The sequence below is a fragment of the Duganella callida genome (assembly GCF_004614165.1).
Classification (GTDB): domain Bacteria; phylum Pseudomonadota; class Gammaproteobacteria; order Burkholderiales; family Burkholderiaceae_D; genus Rugamonas; species Rugamonas callida.
On record NZ_SPVG01000189.1, the window covers coordinates 26,882 to 42,452 of the forward strand.

Sequence of the window (15,571 nt, forward strand, 5' to 3'; positions counted from 1 at the left end):
CGTCATTCCTTAAATAGTGCCAAGCTTGAGTTGATCGACTGCGTAGGCGCAGGCGCGGGCGGTGATCGCCATGAAAGTCAGCGACGGGTTTTGCCAGGCGCCGGAGCACATGCTGGCGCCATCGGTCACGAACAGATTGGGCACGTCGTGCGACTGGTTGTGGCCGTTCAGCATGGAGGTGCGCGGGTCGCGTCCCATGCGCGCCGTGCCCATTTCATGGATGGACAGGCCCGGCGCCCATTCGTCCAGCGGCTTGATGGATTTCCTGACGTCCTTGACGCCCAGCGATTCCAGGATGTTGGCGGCGGTATCGGCCATGTCTTCGCGCATCCTGTGATCGTTGTCCGAATAGGTACAGTCGATGTGCAACTGCGGCATGCCCCATTTGTCCTTTTTGGTCGGATGCAGGCTGACCATGTTTTCGTAGCGCGGCAGCATCTCGCCCTGGCCGGACAGGCCGAAGTGCCACGGCCCTGGCTTGCGTATCATGGCCTTGTAGTCCTTGCCGAAGCCGGGCCTGGAACCCCGCTCGTGCCAGCCCTCGCGCGAGGCGCCGCCCGACAGCGCATAGCCGCGCAGGAACTTGGGATGCTGGTCCACCACGTTGCGGAAACGCGGAATGTACGGCGCGGTCGGCCGGCGGCCCGAGTAATAATCGTTCTCGTAGCCTTCGACCCGGCCGTAGGCGCCGGCGGCGAACAGGTGGTCCATCAGGTAGTGGCCCAGCACGCCGGACGAGTTGCCCAGCCCGGTCGGGAACGCTTCGGAAGTCGAGTTCAGCAACACCTGCGTGCTGCCCAGGGTCGAAGCGCACAGGAACACCACTTTCGCATGGAACTCGCGCGTTTCCATGGTCTCCGCATCGATCACGCGCACGCCGGTGGCGCGGTTGGTCTTCGGGTCGTACAGCACGCTGTGCACGATGGCATTGGTGGCGATGCTCAGCCTTCCGGTGGCCGCCGCTGCCGGCAGGGTCGAACTCTGGGTCGAGAAATATGCTCCGAAGGAACAGCCGCGCTGGCACATGCTGCGCGCCTGGCAACTGCCACGGCCCAGCTCCAGTTGCGCCGCCGTCGGCTGGGTCAGGTGGGCGCAGCGGCCCATGATCATGCGCGCCGGCGCGAAGGCGGCGTCGAATTTCTTCTTCATGGCCGCTTCGACCGTGTTGAATTCGAACGGCGGCAGGAATTCGCTGTCCGGCAGCACCGCCAGGTTCTCGCGCGCGCCGCTGATGCCGACATGCTTTTCGACGTGGCTGTACCACGGCGCCAGGTCGGTGTAGCGGATCGGCCAGTCGACGCCGTGGCCATCCCTGGCGTTGGCGCCGAAATCGAGGTCGCTCCAGCGGTAGGACTGGCGCGCCCACATCAGCGACTTGCCGCCCAGCTGGTTGCCGCGTATCCAGCTGAACGGGCGGCCGTCCGGCGTGCTGTACGGCATGTCGCGGTCATTGTTGAAGAAGTGCTTGGTGTGGTCGTCGAAGGCATAGCACTTGCGCTGCTCGAAGAACTGCTCCCGCTGCAGCTTTTCATCGACCAGGCCGCGGTTCGGCAAGGTCCAGTCGTCGACGCCTTCGCCGATGTAGTCGCTGCGGTGCTCGACCGGGCGGCCGCGTTCGACCATCAGCGTGCGCAGGCCGCGCTCGCACAATTCCTTGGCGGCCCAGCCGCCGGTGATGCCGGAGCCGACCACGATGGCGTCGAACACCTCGGCGCTCTGCTTGATGTAGAAGGACGAAATCTGGCTCATGTCAGATGGCCCAGGTGCGGGTGGTGTCACGGACCGGGACATTGCCCTTGAACCCGCCGGGCACCGGCAGATAGGCCAGTTCGCGCGTGGCGCCGGCTTCCGAGGTGTAATACGCGAACAGGGTGTAGGACTTGAGCTGGCGGAAAAACCGCTGATCCTGCGCGCCGAACGGCGCCTTGCCGTCGTCCAGCGCATGCAGCAGCGCCACCTGCCGGCTGGCCGGCAGGGCGGCGAAGCGCTGGCCCGCCTGCGCATCGAGACGCGCCAGCCCGGCGAGGAAGTCACGCTGCTGCGCTTCGGTGCCGCAGGCCAGCAGCAGATGGCTGATGGTGCGGTGCGCGCCGACCGCCAGCGCGCCGGGCGTGTCGGTGGCCGGAATGATGTGATCGACCAGCACGCCGGTCAGCGCCAGCGCGTCGCCATTCAGCAGGCCGGGCGCCATCGACGGGTCGCTGGCCTGCGCCAGCGCCGCCAGGGCGTCGCCGGAGATTGCCACGCCAGTCAGCGCGGCCAGTTTGATGAGAGCGGCTCTGCGGCCGTGTGCCTCTCGTTCGGTATGCAACATGTCTCCTCCAGGAATCGATGCGTTCAACTGCTCCTTCGGACCGTCCCCACCCGCCCGGAGGCGATCAGGGACAGCTGATACTGTTTGGGCGTGATGCCGACCACGCTGCGGAAAATTTTGGTGAAATAGCTCTGTCCGCCGAACCCGGTGGCCAGCGCCACGCGCGCGATGCTCTGCGAGCTTGGCAGCAGACGGCAGGCTTCGTGGATCTTCATGCGCAGGATGTACTGCTTGGGCGTCAGCGAAAAATGCTGCTTGAACTTGCGCTCGAAGGTGGACAGCGACATGCACGACAGGCTGGCCAGGTGTTCGATGCTGATGTCCTCGGTCAGATGCGCCTGCAGGTATTCGATGCAGCTCTTGAACACGTGGAACGGCGCCATCGCCTCCTGCGAGCGCTCGGCGTCGCGGCTGAAGCCTTCCACGCCGACGATCTCGCCATGGCGGTCGCGCAGTGGCGCCTTGGTGGTGAACAGCCAGGTCAGCGCGCCGTTGTTGCCGTCGATGACTTCCAGCTTGTTCTTGACGGCCACGCCGCTGTCCATCACCTCCAGGTCGTCGGCGCGGATGCGGTCGGCGATATCGTGGCGGAAAAAGTCATGGTCGGAGCGGCCGATCACGCTGGCGACGCCGTGCTGCTGCTGCAGCAGCCGGTTGCCCCAGACAAACTGGCCGGCGCGGTTCTTGGCGAAATAATAGGTATCCTGCAGATCGTCGAACAGCACGCTGGGGGTGGAAATGCCGTGGCGCTGGAAAAACTCGGCGCAATCGGCGGCGGAGGCGGCCTGCCCCTTCGAATTTTGGCCATTTTCCGCTTCCGGGTCGGCGCATGCCACTGCCATCCCCATCCCGATCACCCTGGTGCTCATCGCATTCCGCCATTCGCTAGTCAGGCGATGATGGTAGCACCAGCAACAATGCCTAAGTATTAAAAAATCGGAAAAATTTATAACAAAATCGGCAAGCGTGAATAAAGCGCACGGACGTACTTTTTTAGGTATGATGAGGATTACAAGGAGGAGACTATGGAAACCAATCTGCAATTCCGTCTGGCCGCGCGGCCGGTGGGCATGGTCAAGGACAGCGACTGGCAACAGACCGAAGAGCCGCTGCGCCCGCTGGCCGATGGTGAAATCCGCGTCCAGGTGCTGTACCTGTCGCTCGATCCGGCCATGCGCGGCTGGATGAACGAAGGCAAATCCTACATCCGCCCGGTGGCCATCGGCGAGGTGATGCGCGCCGGCGGCGTCGGCGTGGTGGCGGAATCGAGGTCGCCGAAGTTCGCGGCGGGCGATTACGTCTCCGGCGGCACCGGCGTGCAGCGCTACTGGACCGGCCCGGCCGACGACAAGAGCGCCAGCTTCCACAAGATCGACCCGAAGCTGGCGCCGCTGACCACTTACCTGAACACACTGGGCATGCCGGGCATGACCGCCTACTTCGGCCTGACCGAATCGGGCCAGCCCAAGGCCGGCGAAACGGTGGTGGTGTCGGGCGCGGCCGGCGCGGTGGGCCAGACCGTGGGCCAGGTGGCGAAGCAGCTGGGCTGCCGCGTGGTCGGCATCGCCGGCGGCAAGGAGAAATGCGATTTCGTCGTCAGGGAGCTGGGCTTCGACGCCTGTATCGATTACAAGAATGAATCGGTCAGGGACGGCCTCCGGCAGCACTGCCCGCAGGGCGTGGACGTGTACTTCGACAACGTCGGCGGCGACATTCTCGACACCGTACTGACCCGCATCAACCTGAAGGCGCGCATCGTCATCTGCGGCGCCATCTCGCAGTACAACAACACCACGCCGGTGCAGGGGCCGTCGAATTACCTGTCGCTGCTGGTCAACCGCGCGCGCATGGAGGGCATCGTGGTGTTCGATTATGCCGACCGCTATCACCTGGGCATCGCCCAGCTGGGCCGCTGGATGGCCGAAGGCAAAATCAAGAGCAAGGAAGACGTGGTGCATGGCCTGGAAAACTTCCCCACCGCGCTCAACATGCTGTTTGAAGGCAAAAACTTCGGCAAGCTGGTGCTGCAGGTGGCGGCGCCGTAAATTGCGCGCCATCGCGCGGGAACTTCCCGCGGGCCTCGGCGGTCTATGCTATACCGCCACCACGCCGAGGCCACCATGTACCCCCTACTTTTCCCCTCCATCCGTGCCTACACGGAAAATCTGCTCGACCTTTACATCCTGCTGGGCGCCCACACGCTGGACGCCATGCGCAGCCTGTGCGCGCTCAACCTGCAGCTGGCGCGCGGCCTGATCGCCGAAACCGGCACGCTGAGCCAGCAAATGATGAGCGGCGGCCGCCCGCTCAAGATGATGCCCAGCCTGTCCGCATAAGCCGCCATCCGTGGAACTTTCGTCAACCTTGTGCCTCTAACCATACAGAGCAGCCAGCCCGCTGCCGCAATCCCGACGATCCACTGAACAGGAGGCACTATGGCCAGTAATAACGAACACAGCAAGACCAAGGGCACTGCCAAGCGCGGCTTCGCCGCCATGGACGAAGCCACCCAGCGCGCCATCGCCAGCAAGGGCGGACAGGCCGCCCACCAGAAAGGTACGGCGCATGAATTCGATTCCGAGGAAGCGCGCCGCGCCGGCCAGAAAGGCGGCGAAGTCGTCAGTCGCGACCGCGAGCACATGGCCGCCATCGGCCGCAAGGGAGGAGAAAGCCGCCAGTCGGCCGCGCGCGCCGCCGCCGAGAAGAATGCGGCCACGCGGTCCGAGCAGGCTTCCAAGGGCGGCAACCAACAAGGCTAGCTACCAGACTTCCGCCACGTCGCACAGCCGGCGCAGCATGGATGCATGCACGGCCGGCGGCGCGGCGGCGATGCTGCCGGAATGCAGCCGGTACGGCGTGCCGTCGGCCTGGGTGACCACGCCGCCCGCCTCGCGTATCAGCAGCGCGCCGCCGATGCAGTTGCGGCCATCCTCGCCGTACTGCCAGAAGGCATCGAGCCGGCCGCACGCGACGTAGGCCAGTTGCAGCGAGGTCGGCCCCAGGTTGCGTGCGGCGGCCACGTCGCGCAGCATGGCGCTCAGCGAGGCGCCGGCCAGTTGCGTCGCCAGCCGGTTGCGACTGGCGAACGGCGGCTGGCCGCTGGCGACGATGGCATGGTAGTGATCGGCGCGCGCATTGACCCGCATGCGCGCACCGTTGTGGTAGGCGCCGCGGCCCCAGACGGCATGGAACATCTCGTCATGCATGGCGTCGAAGACGGCGCTGAACACCGGCACGCCTTCGCGCATCAGCGTCAGCGACATGGCCCAGTTCGGGATGGCGCGCAAGAACTGCACGGCGCCATCGATGGCGTCGCACACCCAATATTCGCCGCCTTGCAATATTGTCTCGTCCAATTCGTCATCATCCCACGCAATGGAGGGATACATTACCGACAATTCGTTCCGCAACTCTGCATTGGCAGCGCCGCTGATGCGCTGAAACGCGGCCATCATGTCGTCCGCTTCCACCACCGGCTCGCCGCGCCAGTAGGTGACGCACAGACCGGCGCCGACATCGCGCAGCAGGGCCAGCACCTCCTCGGTATCGATTGCAGTCATGGTCATTCCTTGCTATAACTGAAAACCGTAGATTGCCAGAGCGGCCACCGGCCGGCTAACTGGCAAGGGACAACTGATAACGCAATCGGGCCACAACATGGGCAACCATCACAGCGACAAGCGCCTCGACGACGCCACGCCGATTTACGTCGCGGCACAGCACACGGATGGCGGCGTCGGCATCAACAAGCATCCGCATTTCCATCCCGAGGGCCAGATGTACATCCCGGTGCAGGGCGTCATCACGGTCGAGGCCGACGGCAACCGGCAAGTGCTGCCGCCCGGCCGGATGGCCTGGATACCGCCGGATGTGGTGCATCTGGCCGCCGCCCACGGCAGCAGCCTGAAGCCGGGACTGGCCGGCTTCACCATCCACATCGCGCCGGCGCTGTGCGTCGGCTTCCCCGAACGGGCGCAAGTGCTCACGGTGTCGGACCTGGCGCGCAGCCTGCTGGAACGCATGTGCCGCTGGCCGGAAGGCACCCCGACCGACGCCGCCGGTCGCCGCCTGATGAATGTGTTCCTCGACGAAATGCGCGCGGCCGACGCCGATCCGCTGCACCTGACCATGCCGCGCCATCCGCGCCTGGCCGCCATGGCCGCCGCCATCGCCGAAGACCCGGCCGACGACACCGATCTCGACGCCTGGGCCGTGCAGCTGGGCTGGTCGCGCCGCAGCCTGACGCGCCATTTCCGCAACGAGACCGGCATGTCGGTGGTGGCCTGGCGCCAGGTGGCGCGGCTGCAGAAGGGCATGGCGCTGCTGAACGGCGGCGCCTCGGTCACCACGGTGGCGATCAGCCTCGGCTACGACAGCGTCAGCAGCTTCATCGCGCTGTTCCGCCGCATCCTCGGCACCACGCCGGCGCGTTTTGCCGAATTCGGCGGCTAGTGCGCCGAGACGTATACGGCCGACGGCCGCGGATCCGGTTTGACGAAGGTCTTGCGCATGCGCTCGATCTCTTCCACCGGGCTGCGCCCGAACAGGCGCTTGAACTCGCGGCTGAATTGCGAGGCGCTTTCGTAGCCGACCTGCGCGCTGGCCGCCGCCACCGAGATATCGTGGCGCAGCATCAACAGCCGCGCCTGGTGCAAGCGCGTCGATTTCAGGTACTGGATCGGCGAGGTGGCCGTCACCGCCTTGAAATGATGGTGGAAGGTGGCCACGCTCATGTTCGCCTCGCTGGCCAGCAGACCGACATCGAGGTCTTCGCTGTACGCGGCGTGGATCTTGCGCAGCGCGCGCGAAATGGTGGCGAAGCGGCCTTGCTGCATCAGGGCCGCGCGCATGGAGGCGCCCTGCTCGCTGGTCAGCACGCGGTAATACACTTCGCGGATCAGCGCCGGCCCCAGCAGCGCGCCATCGAGCGGATCGGCCAGCGCTTCCAGCAGCCGCAGCACCGAGGCGGTCAGCCGCGCATCCATGGGCGTGGACAGCAGGCCGCGCGGCTCGGCCCGCACGGTCTGGCCCTGCGCTTCCAGCTCCAGCAGCAGATCGGCGGTCAACTGGAAATCCAGGCGCAGGTACATCGCCAATAGGGGTTCTTCCGCGCTGGCCTCGGTCTCCATTGAAAACGGCACCGGCACCGAGACGGCCAGACAATGCCGAGCGTCGTAGACGAACTCGCGTTCGCCCAGGAAACCGCGCTTGCGGCCCTGGCAGACGATCACGATACCGGGCTCGTACAGCACCGCCGTGCGGCTCAGCGGACGGTTGGAGCGCAAAAACCGCACATCCGGCAGGGCAACGAAGTTATAGCCCTCGACCGGCGCCAGGCGCTCCATCAATTGAATCATGCGTTTCATCATGTACGGATTGTAATCCTGTCCAGTCCGTCATGGCGGCCGCTCAGAGAATCAGGCAAATGATGCAGAGCTTCCGGCATGGCCGCGTGCGCCCGCGGCCACTACCATGGTGGCATCAGAGAAAGGAACTGTCATGAATAAAACATTTTTCATTACCGGCGTCAGCAGCGGTTTCGGCCGCGCCCTGTCGGAAGCGGCACTGGCCGCCGGCCACACCGTCATCGGCACCGTGCGCAACGAGGAGGCGCGCGCCGCCTTTGTTTCCCTGCATCCCGAACGCGCCCACGCCTTCGTGCTGGACGTGACCGATTTCGACGCCATTCCCGGCGTGGTGGCGCAGGCGGAAACCAGCGTCGGCCCGGTTGACGTGCTGGTCAACAACGCCGGCTACGGCCACGAAGGCATCATGGAAGAATCGCCGCTGGCAGAACTGCGCCGCCAGTTCGACGTCAACGTGTTCGGCGCGGTGGCCGTGATGAAGGCGTTTCTGCCGGCCTTCCGCGCGCGCCGGCGCGGCCACATCGTCAACATCACCTCGATGGGCGGCCACATTACCCTGCCCGGCATCACCTATTACGCCGGCAGCAAGTTCGCGCTGGAAGGCATCTCGGGAGCGCTGGGCAAGGAAATCGGTCAGTTCGGCGTACACGTCACCGCCGTGGCGCCCGGTTCGTTCCGCACGGACTGGGCTGGCCGTTCGATGGTGCGGTCGGAACGCAGCATCGCCGATTACGATGCACTGTTCAATCCCATCCGCGCCACCCGCGCGGCGCGCAGCGGCAAGCAGCCCGGCGACCCGGTCAAGGCCGCGCAAGCGATACTGACACTGGTGGGCATGGACAATCCGCCGGCGCATCTGCTGCTTGGCAGCGACGCGCTGCAACTGGTGCGCGGCCGGCTGGCGGAATTCGGCGAGGAAATCAGCGCGCTGGAGGCGCTGACACGCTCAACTGATGTATCGCCGGAAAATTAAGCCGGCGTACCGACGATCACGCTGGACGCCTTGAAGATGGCGCAAGCCTGCTTGCCTTCCGCCAGCGCCAGCGCGTCGCCGCTGTCCCTGGTGACGATGGCGGCAATCACGCCGCCGCCGGGCAACTCGATGCTGACTTCGGTGTTCACCGCGCCCGGCACCACGCGGGTGACGGTGCCGTTCAGGCGGTTGCGCGCCGACAGCTTGACGTCGCCCAGCTCGGTCGCCACAATCACCGACGATGCCTTGATCAGCGCGAACGCCTTCACGCCCGCGGCCAGTCCCAGGCTGGCGTTGCTGTCGCGGGTGATGGTGGCGACGATCTGCTGGCCGCCGACGATTTCCAGCACCACCTCGTCATTCACCACGCCCTGCTTCACCGCCACGATCTTGCCGCTGAGCTGATTGCGCGCGCTGGTTTTCATCTTCATTCTTTGTATCAGTAAAAAGTCGTCGGCCAGCGCATGCGACTGGCTGCTCAGGTGCGCCACAAAGCGCTGGTGCTCCTCATCGATCTTGCGGAAATTTTCGACCAGCTGGCTGCCGCGTCGGGTCAGGCGCGTGCCGCCGCCGCCCTTGCCGCCCGCCGCGCGCTCGACCAGCGGCTCGCCGGCCAGATTGTTCATGGCCTCGATGGCGTCCCAGGCGCCCTTGTAACTCATGCCGACCGCCTTGGCGGCGGCCGTGATCGAGCCCTCGCTGCCCACCGCCGCCAGCAGCGCCACGCGGTCCTGACCGCCCAGCTTCCGGCCATCGATGGTCAGCCATACATTGCCCTGCAATTCCATGCTCATGCCACGCTCTCCTCTATCCGCGCGATGCTACCATTTTCCATGCGCAGCACGTGGTCGCCGAAAGCGCGCGCGTCTTCGGGATCGTGGGTGATCATCAGCATCGGGATGTCGAGGCGGCGCTGCAGCGCGTCCAGCTCGGCGCGCATGCGGCCGCGCAAGCCGGCGTCGAGCGCCGCGAACGGTTCATCCAGCAGCAAGGCCGCCGGCTGCGGCGCCAGTGCGCGCGCCAGCGCCACGCGCTGCCGCTGGCCGCCCGACAACTGGTGCGGATACTGGTGCGCCACATGATCGAGCTCGAACGCTTCCATCCAGTAGCGGATCTGCTCGCCGTCTACGCGCGCGGCCGGATTGAACCAGCCGCGCTGCAGACCGAAGCCGATGTTCTGGCGCACGTTCAGATGCGGAAACAGGGCGTAATCCTGGAACAGATAGGCCACCTGCCGCTGCTGCGGCGGCAGATCGATGCCGGCGCCGCTGTCGAACAGCACGCGGCCGGCCAGCTCGATGCGGCCCTGGTCGGGCGTCATCAGGCCAGCCACCGCCTTCATCATCTGGCTCTTGCCGGCGCCGGACGCACCGAACACCACCACGCGGTGGCTGGCCGATTCGAAGCGCGCCCGCAGCTGGAACACGCGCTCGCCGGAGCGCAGGGTCTTGCCGATGTCTAGTTTGAATTGCATGCTCATGCCTGTGGATTGCGGTTGGGCGTCAGCTTGTTCGCCGCCACCAGCACGACGATGCACACCACGGAAGTGATGATCACCAGCAGATTGGCGTGATCGTCCTGGCCGGCCTGCACCGCCTCGTACACGGCGATCGACAGCGTCTGGGTCTTGCCGGGGATGCTGCCGGCCACCATCAGCGTGGCGCCGAATTCCCCCATCGAGCGCGCGAACGCCAGCAAGGTGCCGCCCAGCACGCCGCGCCAGGCCAGCGGCAGGGTCACGCGCAGGAACACGCCGAACGACGACACGCCCAGCACCCGCGCCGCCTGCTCCAGTTGCGTATCGACGCTTTCAAACGCCGCGCGCGCGCCCTTGAGCACCAGCGGAAATGCCACCACCGCCGCCGCGATCACCGCCGCCTGCCAGGTGAAGATCAGGTTCAGGCCGAAATGCCGCTGCAGCCAGGCGCCGATCACACCATTGCGGCCGATGATCACCAGCAGATAATAGCCCAGCACGGTGGGCGGCATCACCATCGGCAGGGTCAGCACCGCGTCGAGCAATTCGCGGCCCCAGAAGCGCTTGCGCGCCAGCAGATAGCCCAGTGCCACACCGCACACCAGATCCAGCGCGGTGGCCCAGACGGCCACCTTCAACGACAAGCGCAACGCCACCCAGCCAGGTTCGGCAGAAAACGCCTCCATCGCTTACGGACGGCCGAAGCCGTACTTCGCCAGGATGGCCTGGCCGGCCGGCGACTGCACGTAATCGGCGAACTTCTTGCCCTGCGCCGCCTGCGGGCCGTGGGCAATCACCGCGATCGGGTAGGTCACCGGCGCTTCGGTCGGTACCGTGGCCACCAGCGTCACCTTGTCTTTCACAATGGCCGCATCGGTGGCGTAGACGAAGCCGGCGTCGACTTCGCCGCGCGCCACGTAGTCCAGGCACTGGCGCACCGAGGTGCCCAGGATCAGTTTCGGTGCCACCGCGGTCCACAGTCTGGCGCGCTCCAGCGCGGCCCTGGTGTAGCGGCCGACCGGCACGCTGGCCGGATTGCCGATGGTGATGCGCGCCACGTCGGCATTGGCCACGTCGCCCACGGCCTTGAGCGCCACCTTGCCGTTCTGCGGCGCGATCAGCACCAGGCTGTTGCTGGCGAAATTCCTGCGCGAGCCGGGCGCCAGCAGTTTCAGGCCGTCGGCCTTGTCCATCGCCTCCTGGTCGGCTGAGGCGAACACGTCCACCGGAGCGCCCCTGCTGATCTGCTGCACCAGCGGATCGGAAGCGGCGAAGTTGAACAGTACCTTGTCGCCGGCGTGTTCTTTTTCAAACGCCGCGCCGATCTCCTTGAAGGCATTGGTCAGGCTGGCCGCCGCCGACACCGTGATATCGGTGGCCGAAGCCGCTCCGCCCACGGCGGCCAGTACCACGGCCAGACACGCTTTCAACGTACGCATGTATCTTCCTTTTAACCAGTCGCAATAAACCAGATTATATAGCGCTGGCGGCGTTTCAGCTAAGGGCAGCAAAAGTGGAGGTGCCACATTCACTTGACAGCCAAACCACCATCTGAGAGTATTGCTGTCATGGACATGAAAACATCAAATCCGGTGCCGCTGCGGGACCGCAATAAAGCCAAAACGCGGGAAGCCATCATGGCGGCCGTTGCGCGCCGGCTCGAAAATGACGGCCTGGCCCAGCTGAGCTTTACCGAAATCGCGCGCGAGGCCGACGTCGGCGAAAGCACGGTCTACCGCTATTACCCGAACAAGGACGCCTTGCTGGAAGCGTTCTGGGCGTGGGCACCCAAGGCCATCCAGCGCGACAGCTTCCCCGCCAACCTGGAGGAACTGCGGGCGCGGCTGGCCACCGATTTTCCGCGCTTCGACCAGCGGGAGCCGCTGATCCGCGGCATGCTGGCCTCGCCGCAGGGACGCAGCGCGCGCATGCAGACCGCGGCCGAGCGCCAGGCGGCGTTCCGCGCCCTGATCGACCACGAAGTCGGACCGCTGCCCGACGCCGAGCGCGACCGCCTGGGCGCGGCGATCCAGCTGCTGTATTCGGCCACCGCCTGGGCCACCTTCAAGGATTACTGGAATCTGGATGGCGCGGAGGCCGGCCAGGCCGCTGCCGAAGCCATCGCCGCATTGCTGGACAACGCGCGCCGCAAGCAGCGCGGTCCGCGGGATTAGGACGATCGCGTCCAACGTGCAGGACGTTTTCCTGCGAACTACTCCAGAGGTAACCATGATCTTCCACGCATCGATGCCGAGCCGGCATCCCGAACACGTCGCCCGCGTCATCGCGGAAATATGGGGCGGTTTCGCCGCGCCTTTCCCGTCCTTCCCGGATTCCTGGATGGCCATCGCCGGCGACGCGCGCGGCACCATCATCGAAACCTATCCGTATGACCGCGTGATCGCGCCGGGGACCGGCAGCGCCAGCTTCCAGCCGGGCGACGCCAATGACGCCGGCCACTACAGCGCCTTCCACCTGGCCGTGGCCACCGCCATGCGCGCGGACCAGGTATTGGCGCTGGGCGAGCGCGAAGGCTGGCGCGCGCTGCGCTGCACACGCGGCGACAACTTCTTCGACGTGATCGAACTATGGATCGAAAACACCACCATGATCGAAGTGCTGACCGACGATATGCAGGCCCAGTACCTGGCCTTCGCCACCCCGGCCAACTTCCGCGCCTTCGCCGCTTCGGCACAGCAGGTGCCGGCATGAATAAATCGTACTTCCGTATCGCCTCGCTGTATCTGCTGCTCGGCGTCGGCATGGGTATGGTGATGGCCGCCAGCGAGAATTTCGCGCTGCGCCCGGTACACGCGCACGTCAACCTGCTGGGCTGGGTCAGCCTGGCGCTGTTCGGATTGTTTTATACCGTTTATCCCCACGCCGCGGCCAACAAGCTGGCGCGCGTGCAGTTCTGGGGCTACAACATCGCCCTGCCGGTGCAGATGCTCGCGCTGGCCCTGTTCGTTACCGGCCATGCGGCCGTGGCGCCGCTGCTGGGCATTTCGTCGGTGATCGTCGTGCTCGGCGTCCTGTGCTTCGTGGTCAACGTCTGGCGCTACGCCGGCAGTAGTCAAAAATAATACATCGACAGGCAACACCCATGTGTTTCAATATCCTGCGTCAGCTTGCGCGCGCGTCCGCTCACGGCCCGGCTGGCGGCGATCATGGCGAGATGGCCACATCGGCAGTCCGGGCGGCGGATGTGGTACATTCACGCCTCGCTTTCACCGCCCTTCCCCCATGTCCGACCTGAAATACCTGAGCGCCTATTCCGAACAAACCCAGCAGCAAGTGGCACAACTGATCGCCCAGAACCGCCTGGGCGAGGTGCTGCTCAAGCGCTACGGCAAGCCGCACGACCTGCGCACCGACCGCGCGCTGTACGACTACGTGCAGGAATTGAAAAATGAATACCTGCGCAACGCCGAACCGATCAACAAGGTCGCGTACGACAGCAAGATCCACGTGATCAACCACGCGCTGGGGCTGCATACCGCGATATCGCGCGTGCAAGGCGGCAAGCTGAAGGCCAAGCACGAAATCCGCGTGGCCACCATCTTCAAGGAAGTGCCGCTGGAATTCCTGCGCATGATCGCGGTGCACGAGCTGGCCCACGTCAAGGAAAAGCAGCACGACAAGGCGTTCTACAAGCTGTGCACCTACATGGAACCCAATTACCACCAGTACGAATTCGACCTTCGGCTCTACCTGACGCAACTGGACACCGAAGGCCGCAGGCTGTGGTCCTGAATCAGGAGCGCTGACGGCGCCGCGCCAGGCCGAGCAGCCCCAGGCCGCCGATCAGCATGGCATAGCTGGCCGGCTCCGGCACCGCGCTGACGTTGATGTTGTCGAAGGCGTACAGGCGGGTCAGGCCCTCATCCCACGACAGCGACGCCAGGTTGGTGAAGCCGGCATTGAAGTTGAAGGTATTCCAGTGGTTGTTGGTGATGGTGAACGACTGCGTCACCACCGAGGCATCGCTTTTCACACCGGTAAAGGTCACGGTCCAGTTGAGAATGGCCGGGCGGCGCAGCAGATCGATCGAGCTGATGCTGAAGGCGCTGGCGTTGCTGGTCATCAGCGTGGTGGTTGCCAGCGGCGAGGCCGCCATCGCGTACGAACCGGCGTTGTAGGTGACGTCGGCCGCCAGCAGCGAATTGGGAACCGATGCCGAGCTTTGCAGCACGAAGCCGTCTTCCGTATAAAAACCGGCGGCATAGCTGGCCAGCAGGTTCACGTGCGTCATCTGGCTGCTGACCGAGGCGGCGTCGAAGTCGATCGTGGCCGCCTGGACGGAAGCGGCGGACAGCAATGCGGCGGCGACGGAGGCTTGCAACAGGTTCGAGGTTTTCAAGGCATTCTCCTTCTGGTTTTGTCATCGGGCTCCCCAGCCCGTATTGCAATTAAACCATGAATCATGTCGAACTGACACAAGTCTTTTCAATTTATTATTTCTATCGGTGCGCTGTCCGCATGCGCGCAGAGAGGCCGCGATACATCATGCTCCATGACAACGTCGCGCCGGCGCTACAGCAGTGCCCGCCACGGCACTGGCATTCAGAGTGAGTTAACGTTACCATTACTTCAGCGATCAAAAAGGAGTCTCCCGTGCTGAATGCAGAAGGCCGCCGCGAACAAATCCTGCACACGCTGCAATTGCAGGACAAGGTGCATGTCAGCCGCCTGGCGCGGCGCTTCGGCGTCTCGGCGGTGACGATACGCGGCGATTTGCGCACGCTGGCGGATGCGGGGCTGCTGCAGCGCCATCACGGCGGCGCCCGTCCCTCCGCCGAGATGCCGGCCGAAGCGCCGCTGGCGGCGCGCCACGCGGTGCACCGCGAACGCAAGCACGACATCGCCGCCATCGCCGTGACGCTGATACAACCGGGCGACAAACTGATACTGGACGCCGGCAGCACCACGCTGCAACTGGCACGGCGCCTGGCCGCCAGCGGGCTGGCGCCGCTGAGCGTCTACACCAACAGCCTGCCGATCGCCGGCGAACTGGCGGCGGTGGCGGAACTGGAATTGATACTGGCCGGCGGCACGCTGCGCCAGGCCTCGCAATCGTTGCAGGGAGCGCACGCCGAGGCCAGCCTGGGCAGCTATATTTTCGACAAGCTGTTTCTTGGCGCCGACGGCATCGACGCCGCCTTCGGCCTCTCCACCCACGACGAAGCGGAAGCGCGCCTCAATGCCCGCATGTGCGCGCAGGCGCGGCAGGTGATCGTACTGGCCGACGGCTCCAAGTTCGGCCGCACCTGTCTGCACCGCATCTGCGGGCTGGAACGCATAGCCACCATCATCAGCGACGCCAGCCTGCCCGCGCCCATGCGCAGCGCGCTGTCCGAGCGCGGCATCCCCCTGCTCATCGCCGAATAATCCGGGGTCAGTTCTGCCAATCGCACACGAGCTCTGCCGTAAGCGCGCTTACG

General features: G+C 65.2%; 20 protein-coding genes. 10 read left to right on the plus strand and 10 right to left on the minus strand.

Annotation, left to right across the window (positions count from 1 at the left end; translation table 11 throughout):
• Window positions 1-9 precede the first annotated feature (9 nt).
• Genes E4L98_RS19025 through E4L98_RS19035 form a run of 3 tightly spaced genes read right to left on the minus strand, consistent with a single transcriptional unit; the run spans window position 10 to window position 3,156 of the window.
• Entirely contained in the window at window positions 10-1,749 is a 1,740-nt protein-coding gene (locus E4L98_RS19025; protein ID WP_135203118.1) for a GMC oxidoreductase, read from the minus strand.
• Between the two features lies 1 nt (window position 1,750).
• Entirely contained in the window at window positions 1,751-2,314 is a 564-nt protein-coding gene (locus tag E4L98_RS19030; protein WP_135203119.1) for a gluconate 2-dehydrogenase subunit 3 family protein, read from the minus strand.
• 23 nt (window positions 2,315-2,337) lie between these two features.
• Window positions 2,338-3,156 carry an AraC family transcriptional regulator gene (locus E4L98_RS19035; protein WP_167761379.1) on the minus strand — a complete coding sequence of 273 codons (819 nt, stop codon included), beginning with the start codon at window positions 3,154-3,156 and terminating at the stop codon, window positions 2,338-2,340.
• 183 nt (window positions 3,157-3,339) lie between these two features.
• Between E4L98_RS19035 and E4L98_RS19040 the strand changes: the two genes are divergently transcribed.
• The 3 genes from E4L98_RS19040 (at window position 3,340) to E4L98_RS19050 (ending at window position 5,073) form a co-directional block, all read left to right on the plus strand.
• Window positions 3,340-4,359 (plus strand): NADP-dependent oxidoreductase, encoded by a 1,020-nt coding sequence (locus tag E4L98_RS19040; RefSeq protein WP_135203121.1) that lies wholly within the window; start codon window positions 3,340-3,342, stop codon window positions 4,357-4,359.
• 75 nt (window positions 4,360-4,434) lie between these two features.
• A complete protein-coding gene (locus tag E4L98_RS19045) occupies window positions 4,435-4,650 on the plus strand; it encodes a hypothetical protein (protein WP_135203122.1) in 216 nt (71 codons plus the stop codon).
• Window positions 4,651-4,749: 99 nt separating this feature from the next.
• Window positions 4,750-5,073 (plus strand): KGG domain-containing protein, encoded by a 324-nt coding sequence (locus E4L98_RS19050; protein WP_135203123.1) that lies wholly within the window; start codon window positions 4,750-4,752, stop codon window positions 5,071-5,073.
• On the opposite strand, the gene E4L98_RS19055 is transcribed toward E4L98_RS19050, so the two are convergent.
• Window positions 5,074-5,874 (minus strand): inositol monophosphatase family protein, encoded by an 801-nt coding sequence (locus E4L98_RS19055; protein WP_135203124.1) that lies wholly within the window; start codon window positions 5,872-5,874, stop codon window positions 5,074-5,076.
• A gap of 97 nt (window positions 5,875-5,971) precedes the next feature.
• On the opposite strand from E4L98_RS19055, the gene E4L98_RS19060 reads away from it, so the two are divergent.
• Window positions 5,972-6,766: an AraC family transcriptional regulator gene (locus E4L98_RS19060; protein WP_135203125.1), complete on the plus strand. Its 795-nt coding sequence runs from the start codon at window positions 5,972-5,974 to the stop codon at window positions 6,764-6,766.
• Here the strand turns inward: E4L98_RS19060 and E4L98_RS19065 are convergent.
• Window positions 6,763-7,680 carry an AraC family transcriptional regulator gene (locus E4L98_RS19065; RefSeq protein WP_307722134.1) on the minus strand — a complete coding sequence of 306 codons (918 nt, stop codon included), beginning with the start codon at window positions 7,678-7,680 and terminating at the stop codon, window positions 6,763-6,765. The two genes, E4L98_RS19060 and E4L98_RS19065, sit on opposite strands and share 4 nt — an antisense overlap.
• Window positions 7,681-7,813: 133 nt before the next feature.
• On the opposite strand from E4L98_RS19065, the gene E4L98_RS19070 reads away from it, so the two are divergent.
• On the plus strand, window positions 7,814-8,653 hold the full coding sequence (locus E4L98_RS19070; protein WP_135203127.1) for an oxidoreductase: 840 nt from the start codon (window positions 7,814-7,816) through the stop codon (window positions 8,651-8,653).
• On the opposite strand, the gene E4L98_RS19075 is transcribed toward E4L98_RS19070, so the two are convergent.
• Genes E4L98_RS19075 through modA form a run of 4 tightly spaced genes read right to left on the minus strand, consistent with a single transcriptional unit; the run spans window position 8,650 to window position 11,569 of the window.
• Complete coding sequence (locus E4L98_RS19075; protein WP_135203140.1) at window positions 8,650-9,441, minus strand: TOBE domain-containing protein; 792 nt, start codon at window positions 9,439-9,441, stop codon at window positions 8,650-8,652. The two genes, E4L98_RS19070 and E4L98_RS19075, sit on opposite strands and share 4 nt — an antisense overlap.
• 2 nt (window positions 9,442-9,443) lie before the next feature.
• On the minus strand, window positions 9,444-10,127 hold the full coding sequence (locus E4L98_RS19080; RefSeq protein ID WP_135203128.1) for an ABC transporter ATP-binding protein: 684 nt from the start codon (window positions 10,125-10,127) through the stop codon (window positions 9,444-9,446).
• 2 nt (window positions 10,128-10,129) lie between these two features.
• Complete coding sequence (gene modB / locus E4L98_RS19085) at window positions 10,130-10,816, minus strand: molybdate ABC transporter permease subunit (RefSeq protein ID WP_135203129.1); 687 nt, start codon at window positions 10,814-10,816, stop codon at window positions 10,130-10,132.
• Between the two features lie 3 nt (window positions 10,817-10,819).
• Window positions 10,820-11,569, minus strand: coding sequence for a molybdate ABC transporter substrate-binding protein (modA, locus tag E4L98_RS19090; RefSeq protein WP_135203130.1), 750 nt, complete (start codon window positions 11,567-11,569; stop codon window positions 10,820-10,822).
• A gap of 198 nt (window positions 11,570-11,767) precedes the next feature.
• On the opposite strand from modA, the gene E4L98_RS19095 reads away from it, so the two are divergent.
• From E4L98_RS19095 to E4L98_RS19110, 4 genes are all read left to right on the plus strand, one after another.
• Window positions 11,768-12,304 (plus strand): TetR/AcrR family transcriptional regulator, encoded by a 537-nt coding sequence (locus E4L98_RS19095; protein ID WP_167761381.1) that lies wholly within the window; start codon window positions 11,768-11,770, stop codon window positions 12,302-12,304.
• A 55-nt stretch (window positions 12,305-12,359) separates the two neighbouring features.
• Window positions 12,360-12,842: a hypothetical protein gene (locus E4L98_RS19100; RefSeq protein ID WP_135203132.1), complete on the plus strand. Its 483-nt coding sequence runs from the start codon at window positions 12,360-12,362 to the stop codon at window positions 12,840-12,842.
• On the plus strand, window positions 12,839-13,213 hold the full coding sequence (locus E4L98_RS19105) for a heme-copper oxidase family protein (RefSeq protein ID WP_135203133.1): 375 nt from the start codon (window positions 12,839-12,841) through the stop codon (window positions 13,211-13,213). Before E4L98_RS19100 ends, E4L98_RS19105 begins: the two co-directional genes overlap by 4 nt.
• Before the next feature lie 160 nt (window positions 13,214-13,373).
• Entirely contained in the window at window positions 13,374-13,883 is a 510-nt protein-coding gene (locus tag E4L98_RS19110) for a M48 family metallopeptidase (RefSeq protein WP_135203134.1), read from the plus strand.
• A 1-nt stretch (window position 13,884) separates the two neighbouring features.
• Here E4L98_RS19110 and E4L98_RS19115 read toward each other — a convergent pair whose 3' ends face one another.
• The gene (locus E4L98_RS19115) at window positions 13,885-14,490 is read right to left on the minus strand and encodes a PEP-CTERM sorting domain-containing protein (RefSeq protein WP_229257466.1); all 606 of its coding nucleotides are present in this window, start codon (window positions 14,488-14,490) and stop codon (window positions 13,885-13,887) included.
• A gap of 254 nt (window positions 14,491-14,744) precedes the next feature.
• Between E4L98_RS19115 and E4L98_RS19120 the strand changes: the two genes are divergently transcribed.
• Window positions 14,745-15,518 carry a DeoR/GlpR family DNA-binding transcription regulator gene (locus E4L98_RS19120; RefSeq protein WP_135203135.1) on the plus strand — a complete coding sequence of 258 codons (774 nt, stop codon included), beginning with the start codon at window positions 14,745-14,747 and terminating at the stop codon, window positions 15,516-15,518.
• Window positions 15,519-15,571 lie beyond the last annotated feature (53 nt).

Bases quoted from the DNA above. Each gene is read 5' to 3' on its own strand.
- E4L98_RS19025 (WP_135203118.1), bottom strand. From the start codon at position 1,749: ATGAGCCAGATTTCGTCCTTCTACATCAAGCAGAGCGCCGAGGTGTTC.
- E4L98_RS19030 (WP_135203119.1), bottom strand. From the start codon at position 2,314: ATGTTGCATACCGAACGAGAGGCACACGGCCGCAGAGCCGCTCTCATC.
- E4L98_RS19035 (WP_167761379.1), bottom strand. From the start codon at position 3,156: ATGGCAGTGGCATGCGCCGACCCGGAAGCGGAAAATGGCCAAAATTCG.
- E4L98_RS19040 (WP_135203121.1), top strand. From the start codon at position 3,340: ATGGAAACCAATCTGCAATTCCGTCTGGCCGCGCGGCCGGTGGGCATG.
- E4L98_RS19045 (WP_135203122.1), top strand. From the start codon at position 4,435: ATGTACCCCCTACTTTTCCCCTCCATCCGTGCCTACACGGAAAATCTG.
- E4L98_RS19050 (WP_135203123.1), top strand. From the start codon at position 4,750: ATGGCCAGTAATAACGAACACAGCAAGACCAAGGGCACTGCCAAGCGC.
- E4L98_RS19055 (WP_135203124.1), bottom strand. From the start codon at position 5,874: ATGACTGCAATCGATACCGAGGAGGTGCTGGCCCTGCTGCGCGATGTC.
- E4L98_RS19060 (WP_135203125.1), top strand. From the start codon at position 5,972: ATGGGCAACCATCACAGCGACAAGCGCCTCGACGACGCCACGCCGATT.
- E4L98_RS19065 (WP_307722134.1), bottom strand. From the start codon at position 7,680: ATGAAACGCATGATTCAATTGATGGAGCGCCTGGCGCCGGTCGAGGGC.
- E4L98_RS19070 (WP_135203127.1), top strand. From the start codon at position 7,814: ATGAATAAAACATTTTTCATTACCGGCGTCAGCAGCGGTTTCGGCCGC.
- E4L98_RS19075 (WP_135203140.1), bottom strand. From the start codon at position 9,441: ATGGAATTGCAGGGCAATGTATGGCTGACCATCGATGGCCGGAAGCTG.
- E4L98_RS19080 (WP_135203128.1), bottom strand. From the start codon at position 10,127: ATGCAATTCAAACTAGACATCGGCAAGACCCTGCGCTCCGGCGAGCGC.
- modB (WP_135203129.1), bottom strand. From the start codon at position 10,816: ATGGAGGCGTTTTCTGCCGAACCTGGCTGGGTGGCGTTGCGCTTGTCG.
- modA (WP_135203130.1), bottom strand. From the start codon at position 11,569: ATGCGTACGTTGAAAGCGTGTCTGGCCGTGGTACTGGCCGCCGTGGGC.
- E4L98_RS19095 (WP_167761381.1), top strand. From the start codon at position 11,768: ATGGCGGCCGTTGCGCGCCGGCTCGAAAATGACGGCCTGGCCCAGCTG.
- E4L98_RS19100 (WP_135203132.1), top strand. From the start codon at position 12,360: ATGATCTTCCACGCATCGATGCCGAGCCGGCATCCCGAACACGTCGCC.
- E4L98_RS19105 (WP_135203133.1), top strand. From the start codon at position 12,839: ATGAATAAATCGTACTTCCGTATCGCCTCGCTGTATCTGCTGCTCGGC.
- E4L98_RS19110 (WP_135203134.1), top strand. From the start codon at position 13,374: ATGTCCGACCTGAAATACCTGAGCGCCTATTCCGAACAAACCCAGCAG.